This is a genomic window from Oryzomicrobium sp. (assembly GCF_036820405.1).
Classification (GTDB): domain Bacteria; phylum Pseudomonadota; class Gammaproteobacteria; order Burkholderiales; family Rhodocyclaceae; genus Oryzomicrobium.
On the sequence record NZ_DAISLS010000006.1, the window covers coordinates 14,949 to 28,306 of the forward strand.

Genomic DNA, 13,358 nt, shown 5'->3' on the forward strand with positions numbered 1-13,358 from the left:
TCTGGTGAAGCGGGCTCCGCTTCCGGCGCCGCTTTCTGCTCCCCGTCTAGCGAAAGGATTCTCATGGCTCTGGTGGACCAGTCCCTGCCCTACGTGCGGGCCATCTCTCCGTACCAGCCGGGCAAGCCGATTGCCGAGCTGGCCCGGGAGCAGGGTGTGGACGAGCGCCACATCATCAAGCTTGCCTCCAACGAGAATCCTAGGGGCATGAGCCACCGGGCCCGGGCGGCCATGGAGCGCGCCCTGGGCGACCTGGAGCGCTACCCGGACGGCAACGGCTTCGCCCTCAAGGCGGCCCTGGCCGAGCGCCATGGCGTCGGCGTCGACCAGATCGCACTGGGCAACGGTTCCAACGACCTGCTCGAACTGGTGGCTCGGGTGTTCCTCGCCCCCGGCCGCAGCGCCGTCTTCTCGCGCCATGCCTTCGCCGTCTATCCCCTGGCCACCCTGGCCGCCGGCGGCGAATGCATAGAGGTGCCGGCCCGGGACTATGGCCACGACCTGGACGCCATGGCGGCGGCCATCGGCGCCGATACCCGCATCGTCTTCGTCGCCAACCCCAACAACCCCACCGGTACCCACATCCCGCCGGAAGCGCTCCATGCCTTCCTCGCCCGGGTGCCGGCCGACGTGCTGGTGGTGCTGGACGAGGCCTACCACGAGTACCTGCCCCCCGAATTGCGCAGCGAGACGGTGGGCTGGCTGCGGCAATTCCCCAACCTGCTGATCTCCCGCACCTTCTCCAAGATCTACGGCATGGCCGGCCTGCGCATCGGCTACGCCCTGGCTGCTGCCGAGGTGGTGGACCTGATCAACCGGGTGCGCCAGCCCTTCAACGTGAACAGCCTGGCCCAGGCGGCCGCTCTGGGGGCGCTGGAGGATCACGGCTTCGTCGCCGAGAGCTACGCGATGAACCGGGCGGGCATGGAGCTGCTGGTGGCGGGCCTGAAGCGGCTCGGCCTTGGTCATCTGCCGTCCCAGGCTAACTTCGTCACTTTCAAGGTGGGCAACGGCGTGGCGGTCAATGCCAGGCTGCTGGCCCAGGGGGTGATCGTGCGCCCCATCGCCAGCTACGGCATGCCCGAGTGGCTGCGGGTGACGGTGGGCACCGAGCCCGAGAACGCCCGCTTCCTCGCCGCCCTGGAAAAGGCCCTGTAAGCCGTGTTCATTCCCACGCCGTCGCCATTTCACTGCGAACCCGCACCGAACCCCGCATTGTTTTTCCGGCCATGACCGACCCGATTCCTTCCTTTCGTTTGAATAAAGTCCTCGTCTTTGGCGTGGGCCTGATCGGCGGCTCCTTCGCCGCCGCCCTCAAGGCCGCCGGGGCGGTGGGCGAAGTGGTGGGCTTCGGCCGCACCCGCGCCGGGCTGGAAGAGGCCTTGCGCCTCGACCTGATCGATCGCATCGGCGAATCCATCGCCGCCGAGGCGCCGGATGCGGACCTGGTGCTGCTGGCCACCCCGGTGGGCGGCATGGGGAGCCTGATGCAGGCCCTGGCCCCCCACCTGGGGCCCAATACGGTGGTCACCGACGGGGGCAGCACCAAGCACGACGTGGTGGCCAATGCCTACGCCGCCTTCGGCGGCCGGATCGGCCAGTTCGTCCCCGCCCACCCGATTGCCGGGGCCGAAAACAGCGGTCCAGCAGCCGCCCGGGCCGACCTGTACCGGGAGCGCAAGGTGGTGGTGACCCCCTTGCCCGAGAACCCGCCGGCCGCCGTGGCCCGGGTATGGGACGCCTGGGCGGCCTGCGGCGCGGTGCTGCACACATTGACTCCGGCGGACCACGATCGGGTATTCGCCGCCGTGTCGCACCTGCCGCACCTGTTGTCCTTCGCCCTGGTCCACGATCTGGCGGTGCGCGACGACCGGGACATGTTCTTCACCTTCGCCGCCTCGGGCTTCCGCGACTTCACCCGCATCGCCGCCAGTCATCCGGAAATGTGGCGCGACATCTGCCTGGCCAACCGGGCGGCCCTGCTCGAAGAGCTGGACCGCTACACCGCCCAGCTCGCTGGCCTGCGCGAGGCTCTGGCCAGCGGCGACGGTGCCGCCCTGGAGGCGGCCTTCGAGTCGGCCCGCACGGCGCGGCGTGCCTGGGCCGAGGGCAAGTTGGTCTGATTGACCCCTCGGCCGCTGCTCATTCCTTCGTTTTCGTACCGAATTCCGTCTTTATCTGTCAGGACCCATGGACTTCCTCGACCTGCCCCAACTGCTGTCCTCTTCCGGCACCGTGCGCCTGCCCGGCTCGAAGAGCCTTTCCAACCGCATCCTGCTGCTGGCCGCCCTGTCCGACGGCGAGACCGAGGTGCGTGACCTGCTCGAATCCGACGACACGGCCCGCATGCTCGAAGCCCTGGAGGCCTTGGGGGTGCTGGTCACCCGCCTCGGCCACCACGCCTACCGGGTCAAGGGCATCGGCGGCGAAGGAGCTTTCTCCGGCTTTCCCCATCAGGCCTTGGAACTATTCCTGGGCAACGCCGGCACCGCTTTCCGGCCCCTGACCGCGGCCCTGGCCCTGGCCGGCGGCGAATACGTGCTGAAGGGGGTGGCGCGCATGCACGAGCGGCCCATCGGGGATCTGGTGGACGCCCTGCGCCAGTTGGGCGCCCGCATCGACTACCTGGAAAATCCGGGCTATCCGCCCCTGGCGATCCATCCGCCGGTGATCTCCGACGTGGCCACCGTGTCGGTGCGCGGCGACGTTTCCAGCCAGTTCCTCACCGGCCTGCTGATGGCCCTGCCGCTGCTCGACCGCCAGGTGACGGTGGTGGTGGAAGGGGAGCTGATCTCCAAGCCCTACATCGAGATCACCCTGGCGGCCATGGCCCGCTTCGGCGTCACCGTGCAGCGCGAGGGCTGGTCCCGCTTCACCGTCTCTGCCGGCGCCCGCTACCACAGCCCGGGCATCATCTACGTGGAAGGCGACGCTTCGTCGGCCTCCTACTTCCTCGCTGCCGGCCTGATCGGCGGCGGGCCAGTGCGGGTCGAAGGCGTGGGCCGGGATTCGGTGCAGGGGGATGTGGCCTTCGCCGAGGCCCTGGCTAAGATGGGCGCCCGCATCGACATGGGCGACAACTGGATCGAGGCGCGGCGCCCCGAGGGCGGTCGCATCCTGGCGGTGGATATGGACTGCAACCATATCCCCGACGCGGCCATGACCCTGGCGGTGGTGGCCCTTTTCGCCGACGGCACCACCACCCTGTCCAACATCGCCAGCTGGCGGGTCAAGGAAACCGATCGCATCGCCGCCATGGCCATCGAGCTGCGCAAGCTCGGCGCCGAGGTGGAGGAGGGCGCTGACTACCTGCGCATCACCCCGGTGCCCCGCTTGCATCCGGCCGCCATCGGGACCTACGACGACCACCGCATGGCCATGTGCTTCTCCCTGGCCGCCTTTGCCACGCCGTTGCGCATCCTGGATCCGGGCTGCACCGCCAAGACCTTCCCGGACTACTTCGAGCGCCTGGCTGAAGTGGCCGTGGCGGCGCCGGTGATCGCCATCGACGGGCCGTCGGCCTCCGGCAAGGGCACCGTGGCCGCCCGGGTGGCGGCGGCGTTAGGCTGGGATTACCTGGATTCCGGCGCACTCTACCGGCTCACCGCCCTGGCGGCGCAGCGGGCCGGGGTGGCCTGGGACGACGAAGCCGGCGTGGCCGCCGTGGCGGCCGCCCTGGACGTGAGCTTCGCCGAGGGCGTGGTGCGGCTGGGCAGCGAGGACGTGAGCGACGCCATCCGCGCCGAAGCCATCTCCGGCGGGGCTTCCGCCGTGGCGGCGCTACCCGCCGTGCGCGAGGCGCTGCTCTTTCGCCAGCGGGCCTTCTGCACCGCCCCGGGCCTGGTTTCGGACGGTCGGGACATGGGTTCGGTGGTCTTTCCGGACGCCCATCTGAAGGTGTTTCTCACCGCCACCCCCGAGGTGCGCGCGGAGCGGCGCTATAAGCAGTTGATCGAAAAAGGTTTCTCTGCTAGCCTTGATAAGATTTTGCAGGAGCTGCGCACGCGTGATGAGCGCGACAGCCAGCGCGCCGTGGCGCCGCTCCAGCAGAATGCGGATGCGCAATTGCTCGAAACGTCCGGCCTGTCCATCGATCAAGCGGTGGGCCAGGTGCTGGCCTGGCATCAGGCCGCAGGCGGCACGACCCAGCAGTAATACGCATCCGCGAGGTGCTCGCCGTACCGAGCCGACCGTTCAGCGGTCGGCTTTGTCTTCTGGGTGCCCAGGGGCTGCCCCCGCACTTCTCCTCCCATTGTCGGGATGCGGTGGCGGCAGTGTTTCAACTTCAACCCCGTCACGGTATGTGACACTGGAAATTCCTCATGTCTGAACTCACCATGGAAAGCTTTGCCCAGCTCTTCGAAGAGAGCCTTGCCCGCCAGGAAATGCGTCAGGGCGAGGTCATCACCGCCGAAGTGGTGCGCGTCGACCAGAACTTCGTGGTCGTTAACGCCGGACTGAAGTCCGAAAGCTACGTTCCTGTCGTCGAATTCCTCAACGACCAGGGCGAACTGGAAGTCGCCCCTGGCGATTTCGTGCAGGTGGCCATCGAGCAGCTCGAAGACGGCTTCGGTGAAACCCGCCTGTCCCGCGACCGCGCCAAGCGCATCGCTGCCTGGAACAAGCTCGACGCCGCCCTCGCCGACGGCACCCTGGTGGCCGGCACCATCACCGGCAAGGTCAAGGGCGGTCTGACCGTCATGGTCAACGGCGTGCGCGCCTTCCTGCCGGGCTCCCTGGTGGACATGCGTCCGGTCAAGGACACCACCCCGTACGAAGGCAAGACCCTGGACTTCAAGGTCATCAAGCTGGACCGCAAGCGCAACAACGTGGTGCTGTCCCGCCGTGCCGTGCTCGAAGAGACCATGGGCGAAGAGCGCCAGAAGCTGCTCGAAACCCTCAAGGAAGGTACCGTCGTCAAGGGTATCGTCAAGAACATCACCGACTACGGTGCGTTCGTGGACCTGGGCGGCATCGACGGTCTGCTGCACATCACCGACCTGGCCTGGCGCCGCGTCCGTCACCCCTCCGAAGTGCTCACCGTGGGTGACGAAGTCACCGCCAAGGTGCTCAAGTTCGACCAGGAGAAGAACCGCGTCTCCCTGGGCCTGAAGCAGCTGGGCGAAGATCCGTGGGTCGGCATCTCCCGTCGTTACCCCTCCGGTACCCGCCTGTTCGGCAAGGTCACCAACATCACCGACTACGGCGCGTTCGTGGAAATCGAATCCGGTATCGAGGGTCTGGTGCACGTCTCCGAAATGGACTGGACCAACAAGAACATCCACCCGACCAAGGTCGTCCAGCTGGGCGACGAGGTCGAAGTGATGATCCTCGAAATCGACGAAGACCGCCGCCGCATCTCCCTGGGCATGAAGCAGTGCATGGCCAACCCCTGGGACGAGTTCGCCGCCAACTTCAAGAAGGGCGACAAGGTCAAGGGCGCCATCAAGTCCATCACCGACTTCGGCGTGTTCATCGGCCTGCCCGGTGGCATCGACGGCCTGGTGCACCTCTCCGACCTGTCCTGGACCACCACCGGCGAAGACGCCATCCGTTCCTTCAAGAAGGGCGACGAGGTGGAAGCCATGGTGCTGGCCATCGACGTGGAGAAGGAGCGCATCTCCCTGGGTGTCAAGCAGCTGGAAGGCGACCCGTTCACCTCCTTCATCGCCACCCACGAGAAGAACTCCGTGGTCAAGGGCACCGTGAAGAGCGTGGACGCCAAGGGTGCCGTGGTTGCCCTGTCCGAAGAGGTGGAAGGCTACCTGCGCGTCTCCGAATTCTCCCGCGACCGTATCGAGGACCTGTCCTCCGTGCTGAAGGTGGGCGAAGAGTTGGAAGCCATGATCGTGAACGTGGATCGCAAGTCCCGTCAGATCAACCTTTCCATCAAGGCCAAGGATAGCGCCGAGCAACACGAAGCCCTGCAGAAGATTGCTTCCGAAGGCTCCGGCGCCGCGGGCACCACCAACCTGGGTGCCCTGCTCAAGGCCAAGCTGAACCAGCAAGGCTGATCCCGGTTGATCCGGCGGCGCCCGCAAGGCGCTGCCGGGTCGGCATGGCTATACCATGTTGCTTCATGACTCCGCCATGACCAAATCCGAGCTCATCGCCCGGCTTGCGGCGCGTTTTCCGCAGCTGGTGGCGAAGGATGCCGATTTCGCGGTCAAAATGATCCTTGATGCCATGGCCGGGGCCCTGTCCCGGGGCGATCGCATCGAAATCCGTGGCTTCGGCAGTTTTTCGCTGAATTACCGGCCCCCCCGGGTCGGACGCAATCCCAAATCCGGGGACAAGGTGAGCGTGCCCGAAAAGTGGGTGCCTCACTTCAAGGCCGGCAAGGAATTGCGGGAACGGGTCGATCTCGACGGCTGATTCCTGCGTCCTGTGGTAAATTCCGGGCGGCGAGCTTTTCGCCGCCCGTTTCTTTTCAGCCTGGCGCCCTGGGGATTTCCCCGTGCGGGGCTTGTCGTTGTCCTGCCTCCGTGGCTATCCTGATCACCCCTATCCGCGCGGCCTGATCCATGCGTATCGCCCTCTGGTTGTTCCGCTTCGCCGTCTTCATCCTGCTCCTCGGCTTTGCCATCAAGAATACCGAGCCGGCGCAGCTGAAATTCTTCTTCGGCACCGCCTGGAACGCCCCGCTGATCATGCTCCTGCTGGCATTCTTCGTGGCCGGCGTGGTCATTGGCATGGTGGCCCTGGTGGGCGTGCTGTTCGGCCTGAAGCGCGAGAACGGCCAGTTGCGCCGCCAGATCGCCCGCTCCACCGGCCCGGCCGCCGATGCCGCCGCTCCCGTGATGCCTCCCCGGGAGCTGTAACCTCCCATGCCCGAATTCCAAACCTGGCAGCTGCTGCTCTTTCCCCTCTTTTTCGGGCTGGGCTGGTTGGCTGCCCGGGTCGACATCAAGCAGGTGGTACGGGAATCCCGCTCCCTGCCCGCTTCCTATTTCAAGGGCCTCAACTTCCTGCTCAACGAGGAGCCGGACAAGGCCATCGATGCCTTTAACGAGGTGGTGCGGGTCGCCCCCGAGACCATCGAGTTGCACTTTGCCCTGGGCAGCCTGTTCCGCCGTCGTGGCGAGCTGGAACGAGCCATCCGCCTGCATCAGGGATTGGCGGACCGGGAGGGACTGCCCGCCGAGGTGCAGCTTCAGGCGCTCTCGGAACTGGGTCAAGACTACATGAAGGCCGGCCTGCTCGACCGGGCCGAAGAAGTCTTCACCCGCTTGCGCGGTACGGCCCGGGACGACGAGGCACGCCGCGCCCTGCTGGAAATCTTCCAGCTGGAAAAGGATTGGGAGCGGGCCATCCAGATCGCTGCCGACATGCCCGGCCTGGCGTCGCCGAAGGAAGTGGCCCACTACCACTGCGAACTAGCCGAGCGGGAAATGGCCAATTCCCGCTGGGATTCCGCCCGGGAGCACCTGGAAACCGCCCTTTCCCTTGACCGCGCGTGTGTGCGTGCCACCCTGGCGGTGGGCGAACTGTGCGCTCGGGACGGCGACGATGGTGCGGCCATCGCGCTGTGGCAGCGCATCGAGAATCAGAACCCGGTCTACCTGGCCCTGGCAGCGCCCCGCCTGATGGCGGCCTACCAGCGCCAGGATCGGGTCGAAGAAGGGCTGCGCCTGTTGCGCGGTTACCTGGAGCGCTACCCTAGCCTCGACCTGCTCGATTACGTCTTTCGCTTCGTCTTCGAGCATGAAGGGACGGCTGCAGCCCGCCTGCTGGCCCGGGACGAACTGCAGCGCAACCCGACCCTGCTCGGCCTGGACCGCTTCCTTGAGGCCCGCCTGCAGGAGTTGGACGGGCAAGAGCGGGCCGATGCCGAACTGATGAAATCGGCAGTGTCCGCCCATACCCGGCGTCATGCGCGCAACCGCTGCACCGCCTGCGGCTTCAAGGCGCGCCAGCATTACTGGCGCTGCCCGGCCTGTGGCGGTTGGGAAACCTACCCGCCGCGCCGGGTCGAGGACATGGACTTCACGGCCTGAGCACACGGCCGGTACGATTTTGTTGCCGAGGGCGCGATGTCTCGGCGAAGAATTTTCAAAAGATAAGGTGAATGCGATGAAAGTGACTGTTGTCGGTACCGGCTATGTGGGTCTGGTGACCGGGACCTGCCTTGCTGAAGTGGGTAACGACGTGCTCTGCCTGGACGTTGATCCGGAGAAGATCCGTATCCTCAATGAAGGCGGCATTCCCATCTACGAGCCGGGCCTGCTCGACATGGTCAAGCGCAACGTGGCTGCCGGCCGCCTGCACTTCACCACCGACGTGGACAAGGCGGTGCAGTTCGGCACCGTCCAGTTCATCGCCGTGGGCACCCCTCCGGACGAAGACGGCTCCGCCGATCTCCAGTACGTCACCGCCGCCGCTCGCAGCATCGGTCAGCGCATGACCGACTACAAGGTCATCGTCGACAAGTCCACCGTGCCCGTGGGCACCGCCGACAAGGTGCGCGCCGCCGTGGCCGGCGAGCTGGAGAAGCGTGGCGTCGAAGTGCCCTACAGCGTGGTCTCCAACCCCGAGTTCCTCAAGGAAGGGGCGGCGGTGGAGGACTTCATGCGTCCGGACCGCATCGTCGTCGGTGCCGACGACGAGCGCGCCATCAACCTGATGCGCGCCCTCTACGCGCCCTTCCAGCGCAACCGGGAGCGTCTCCTGGTGATGGACGTGAAGAGCGCCGAACTGACCAAGTACGCCGCCAACGCCATGCTGGCCACCCGCATCAGCTTCATGAACGAACTGGCCAATCTGGCCGAGAAGCTGGGCGCCGACATCGAGATGGTGCGCCAGGGCATCGGTTCCGATCCGCGCATCGGGTACCACTTCCTCTACCCGGGCTGCGGCTACGGCGGCTCCTGCTTCCCCAAGGACGTGAAGGCGTTGCTCAAGACCGCCAAGGATGCGGCCGGCATCGACCTGAAGGTGCTGAACGCGGTCGAGGAGGCCAATGAAGCCCAGAAGCACGTGCTCACCCGCAAGATCAAGGCGCGTTTCGGCGACGACCTGCGCGGCAAGCATTTCGCCCTGTGGGGGCTGGCCTTCAAACCCAACACCGACGACATGCGCGAAGCGCCGTCCCGGGAGCTGATCGCTGATCTGCTGGCGGCTGGCGCCACCGTGAGCGCCTACGACCCGGTGGCGACCCACGAGGCCAAGCGCATTTTCGGCGACGATGCACGCGTTGCCCTCGTCGACAGCGCCAATGCGGCTCTCGAAGGTGCCGATGCCCTGGCCATCGTCACCGAGTGGAAGGAATTCCGCAGCCCCGATTTCGACACCCTGAAGGCCCGTCTCAAGGCGCCGGTGGTGTTCGATGGCCGCAACCTCTACGACCCGGCCTTCCCGCGCAGCTGCGGCATCGAATACTTTCCCATCGGCCGCCTCTGAGCGGGACGCTAACTTTTAGCGAGTCGTTTGATGCAAGGACTTCCTGATTTCTCCGCCACCCGCCTGCTGGTGGTGGGTGACGTGATGCTGGATCGCTACTGGTTCGGCGATGTGTCGCGCATTTCTCCCGAGGCGCCGGTGCCGGTGGTCAAGGTGGAGCGCAGCGAAGAACGCCCGGGCGGGGCGGCCAACGTGGCGCGCAACGCCGCCGCCCTGGGCGCTCAGGTCAGCCTGTTGTCGGTGGTGGGTGACGATGAGGCGGGGCGCCGCCTCGGCGCCCTGATGGCCGAAGAGAGCGTGGCTGCTAGCCTACACGCCGATCCGGCCATCGACACCACGGTCAAGCTGAGGGTCATCGGCCGGCAGCAGCAACTGCTGCGCATCGACTTCGAAACCACGCCGTCCCACGAAGTGCTGCGCGCCAAGTTGGCGGATTTCGCCCAGCGCCTGTCCGGTGTGGACGCGGTGATCCTGTCCGACTACGGCAAGGGCGGCCTGACCCACATCGCCGAGATGATCCAACTAGCCCGCCAGGCCGGCAAGAAGGTGCTGGTGGATCCGAAGGGCGACGATTATTCCAAGTACGCCGGGGCCACCGTGCTGACCCCCAACCGGGCCGAGTTTCGCCAGGTGACCGGCAGCTGGAAGGACGAAACCCAGTTGGTCGAAAAGGCCCAGGCCCTGCGCCAGGAGTTGAATCTGGAGGCCCTGCTGGTGACCCGTAGCGAGGAAGGCATGTCCCTGTTCGGTGCCGACGGTGTGGTGCGCCAGCCGGCGGTGGCCCGGGAAGTCTTCGATGTTTCCGGTGCCGGTGACACGGTGATCGCCACCCTGGCCGCCATGCTGGCCAGCGGCGCCGGCTGGGCGGAGGCGGTGCGCGCCGCCAACCTGGCCGGCGGCATCGTCGTCGGCAAGCTGGGTACGGCCACCGTCACCCGCGAAGAATTGGATGCCGCCCTGCGCGGGGCGGCGTAAGGAGCGTTCATGTACACCATCGTCACCGGTGCCGCTGGCTTTGTCGGCGCCAACATCGTCAAGGCGCTCAACGAGCGGGGTGTCACCAACATCCTGGCCGTGGACAACCTGACCAAGGCCGACAAGTTCAAGAATCTGGTGGATTGCGAGATCGCCGATTACCTGGACAAGCACGAGTTCATCGAACGCCTCCAGGCCGGCGACTTCGACGGCGACGTGGAGGCCGTCTTCCACGAGGGGGCCTGCTCCGACACCATGGAGACCGACGGGCGCTACATGATGGAGAACAACTACCGTTACCCCACCATCCTGCTCGACTGGTGCCAGGATCAGGACGTCCAGTTCCTCTACGCTTCCAGCGCCGCCACCTACGGCGGCAGCAGTGTGTTCCGCGAGGAGCGCCAGTACGAGGCGCCGCTCAACGTCTACGGCTACTCCAAGTTCCTGTTCGACCAGGTGGTGCGCCGCCGCCTGCCCGATGCCGGCGCCCAGATCGTCGGCTTCCGCTACTTCAACGTGTACGGCCCCCGGGAGGACCACAAGGGGCGCATGGCCTCGGTGGCCTTCCATCACTTCCACCAGTACCGGGCCGATCAGAAGGTCAAGCTGTTCGAGGGTTCCCACGGCTATGGTCCGGGCGAGCAGCAGCGCGACTTCGTCTACGTCGGCGACGTGGCCAAGGTGAACCTGTGGTTCCTCGACCATCCGAACGTGTCCGGCATCTTCAACCTTGGTTCTGGTCGCGCTCAGTCGTTCAACGATGTGGCGGTGGCCTCGATCAATGGCGCCCGGGCCCAGGAGGGCAAGCCGGCCATGGCCCTGGACGAACTCCGCGCCGCCGGCAAGATCGAATACGTACCCTTCCCGGAGCAACTGAAGGGCAAATACCAGGCCTTTACCCAGGCCGATCTGACCCGCCTGCGCGAGGCGGGGTACGATGCTCCCTTCGCCACCGTCGAGGAAGGCGTGGCCAACTACGTGAAATGGTTGAGCAGTCGTGTATAAGACCCTAGAGGATTTTGTCGGCAACACCCCCCTGGTGCGCCTGCAGCGCCTGCCGGGTGCCGAGATCGAGGCCCGCGGCAACGTCATCCTGGCCAAACTGGAAGGCAACAATCCGGCCGGCTCGGTGAAGGACCGGCCGGCCCTGTCGATGATTGCCCGGGCTGAGACCCGGGGCGCCATCAAGCCGGGCGACACCCTGATCGAGGCCACCTCCGGCAACACCGGCATCGCCCTGGCCATGGCCGCCGCCATCCGCGGTTATCGCATGATCCTGATCATGCCGGAGAACCAGAGTCTGGAGCGGCGCCAGACCATGCGCGCCTACGGGGCCGAGTTGGTGCTCACCCCCAAGGATGGCGGCATGGAGTTGGCCCGGGACGTGGCCGAGAAGATGGTGGCCGAAGGCAAGGGCGTGATGCTCGACCAGTTCAGCAACCCGGACAATCCAGAGGCCCACTTTCAGGGGACTGGCCCCGAAATCTGGCGCGACACCAACGGCCAGGTGACCCATTTCGTATCCAGCATGGGCACCACCGGCACGATCATGGGTACTTCGCGCTTCCTCAAGGCCCAGAACCCGACGATCCAGATCGTTGGCTGCGAGCCGTCCGAGGGTTCCCAGATCCCCGGCATCCGCAAGTGGCCGGAAGCTTACCTGCCCAGCATCTACGACCGGGCCCGGGTGGACCGGGTCGAGCCCGTCTCCCAGGCCGAGGCCGAGGACATGACCCGGCGCCTGGCGCGGGAAGAGGGCATCTTCGCCGGCATCTCCTCCGGCGGCGCCATGGCCGTGGCCCTGCGCATCGCCAGGGAGGTGGACAACGCCACCATCGTTACCGTCGTCTGCGACCGGGGCGACCGCTACCTGTCCACCGGCGTTTTTCCGGCCTGAGGTAAGGGTTCGTGAAGTCTTCCGTTCCGCCGGTGCTGGTTTTCGACATCGAGACCATTCCCGACGTGGCCGGCTACCGCCGGCTCCACGACCTGTCGAACGACCTGTCCGACGATGAGGTGGCCGAGCTTGCCTTCGCCAAGCGGCGGGCCAGCCACGGCAACGATTTCCTGCCTCTGCACCTGCAGCGGGTGGCAACGATCTCCTGCGTGCTGCGCCTGGGCAACGAGTTCCGCGTGTGGTCCCTGTCCGAGCCGGAGCAGGGCGAGGGCGAGATCATTCAGCGCTTCTACGACGGCATCGAGAAGTTCACTCCCCAGATCGTCTCCTGGAACGGCGGCGGCTTCGATCTGCCGGTGCTGCACTACCGAGGCATGGTGCATGGCGTGTCGGCGCCGCGCTACTGGGACCTGGGCGACGGCGACTACGCCGATTCCCGGGACTTCAAGTGGAACAACTACATCAGCCGCTACCACACCCGGCATCTGGACCTGATGGACCTGCTAGCCCTCTACCAGCCCCGGGCCAACGCGCCACTGGACGAATTGGCCAAACTGATGGGCTTTCCCGGCAAGCTGGGCATGGACGGCGGCAAGGTGTGGGACGCCTGGAAGGACGGCAAGATTGGCGAAATCCGCGACTACTGCGAAACCGACGTGGTGAACACCTACCTGGTGTTCACCCAGTTCCGCCTGCTGCGCGGCGAGATTTCGCGCCAGACCAGGGACGAGGAGGTGGCTTTCGTGCGTACCCAGCTGGAGGCTCTGGACAAGCCCCACTGGCGTGAATTCCTCGCGGCCTGGCCGGCGGAAAAGTGAAAAAAACGAGAAAAATCGAAATCCGGCTTGCGCAAGCCTAAAAGTTAGATATAATGCGCACCTCTTTAGGCGCGTAGCTCAGTTGGTTAGAGCACCACCTTGACATGGTGGGGGTCGTTGGTTCGAATCCAATCGCGCCTACCAGAATTCTTCAGGCGAAAAAAATGTTCTTCCGAACTACCCAGGCCAAAACGTTTCGTTAATGGTCAAGTTCGCCTGAAACCTGGTAGCAGGTTTGTGAAAATAAAAAAGTGCGGCTTAGACCGCAC

At 65.8% G+C, this 13,358-nt stretch carries 12 protein-coding genes and 1 tRNA gene; all 13 read left to right on the plus strand.

What is annotated here, in order from left to right; genetic code table 11:
• Positions 1–63 precede the first annotated feature (63 nt).
• The 13 genes from hisC (at position 64) to V7Z98_RS06640 (ending at position 13,233) form a co-directional block, all read left to right on the plus strand.
• Positions 64–1,158: a histidinol-phosphate transaminase gene (hisC, locus tag V7Z98_RS06580; RefSeq protein ID WP_334157416.1), complete on the plus strand. Its 1,095-nt coding sequence runs from the start codon at positions 64–66 to the stop codon at positions 1,156–1,158.
• A 98-nt stretch (positions 1,159–1,256) separates the two neighbouring features.
• Positions 1,257–2,123 (plus strand): prephenate dehydrogenase, encoded by an 867-nt coding sequence (locus tag V7Z98_RS06585; RefSeq protein WP_334157417.1) that lies wholly within the window; start codon positions 1,257–1,259, stop codon positions 2,121–2,123.
• A gap of 67 nt (positions 2,124–2,190) precedes the next feature.
• Complete coding sequence (locus V7Z98_RS06590; protein WP_334157418.1) at positions 2,191–4,155, plus strand: bifunctional 3-phosphoshikimate 1-carboxyvinyltransferase/cytidylate kinase; 1,965 nt, start codon at positions 2,191–2,193, stop codon at positions 4,153–4,155.
• A 167-nt stretch (positions 4,156–4,322) separates the two neighbouring features.
• A complete protein-coding gene (gene rpsA, locus V7Z98_RS06595; RefSeq protein ID WP_293263667.1) occupies positions 4,323–6,014 on the plus strand; it encodes a 30S ribosomal protein S1 in 1,692 nt (563 codons plus the stop codon).
• Between the two features lie 76 nt (positions 6,015–6,090).
• Positions 6,091–6,375 carry an integration host factor subunit beta gene (locus V7Z98_RS06600; protein ID WP_293263668.1) on the plus strand — a complete coding sequence of 95 codons (285 nt, stop codon included), beginning with the start codon at positions 6,091–6,093 and terminating at the stop codon, positions 6,373–6,375.
• Between the two features lie 149 nt (positions 6,376–6,524).
• Positions 6,525–6,821 (plus strand): LapA family protein, encoded by a 297-nt coding sequence (locus tag V7Z98_RS06605; RefSeq protein WP_293263669.1) that lies wholly within the window; start codon positions 6,525–6,527, stop codon positions 6,819–6,821.
• Between the two features lie 6 nt (positions 6,822–6,827).
• Complete coding sequence (gene lapB, locus V7Z98_RS06610) at positions 6,828–7,997, plus strand: lipopolysaccharide assembly protein LapB (RefSeq protein WP_334157419.1); 1,170 nt, start codon at positions 6,828–6,830, stop codon at positions 7,995–7,997.
• A gap of 76 nt (positions 7,998–8,073) precedes the next feature.
• Positions 8,074–9,399, plus strand: a complete 1,326-nt coding sequence (locus V7Z98_RS06615) for a UDP-glucose dehydrogenase family protein (protein WP_293263671.1) — start codon at positions 8,074–8,076, stop codon at positions 9,397–9,399.
• A gap of 30 nt (positions 9,400–9,429) precedes the next feature.
• Complete coding sequence (gene rfaE1 / locus V7Z98_RS06620; protein ID WP_293263672.1) at positions 9,430–10,374, plus strand: D-glycero-beta-D-manno-heptose-7-phosphate kinase; 945 nt, start codon at positions 9,430–9,432, stop codon at positions 10,372–10,374.
• A gap of 9 nt (positions 10,375–10,383) precedes the next feature.
• A complete protein-coding gene (rfaD, locus tag V7Z98_RS06625; protein ID WP_334157420.1) occupies positions 10,384–11,379 on the plus strand; it encodes an ADP-glyceromanno-heptose 6-epimerase in 996 nt (331 codons plus the stop codon).
• The gene (gene cysM, locus V7Z98_RS06630; protein WP_293263674.1) at positions 11,372–12,271 is read left to right on the plus strand and encodes a cysteine synthase CysM; all 900 of its coding nucleotides are present in this window, start codon (positions 11,372–11,374) and stop codon (positions 12,269–12,271) included. The genes rfaD and cysM overlap by 8 nt, the downstream gene beginning before the upstream one ends.
• 11 nt (positions 12,272–12,282) lie before the next feature.
• On the plus strand, positions 12,283–13,089 hold the full coding sequence (locus V7Z98_RS06635; protein ID WP_334157421.1) for a 3'-5' exonuclease: 807 nt from the start codon (positions 12,283–12,285) through the stop codon (positions 13,087–13,089).
• A gap of 67 nt (positions 13,090–13,156) precedes the next feature.
• Positions 13,157–13,233 (plus strand) — tRNA-Val (locus V7Z98_RS06640).
• The last annotated feature ends 125 nt before the right edge of the window (positions 13,234–13,358 follow it).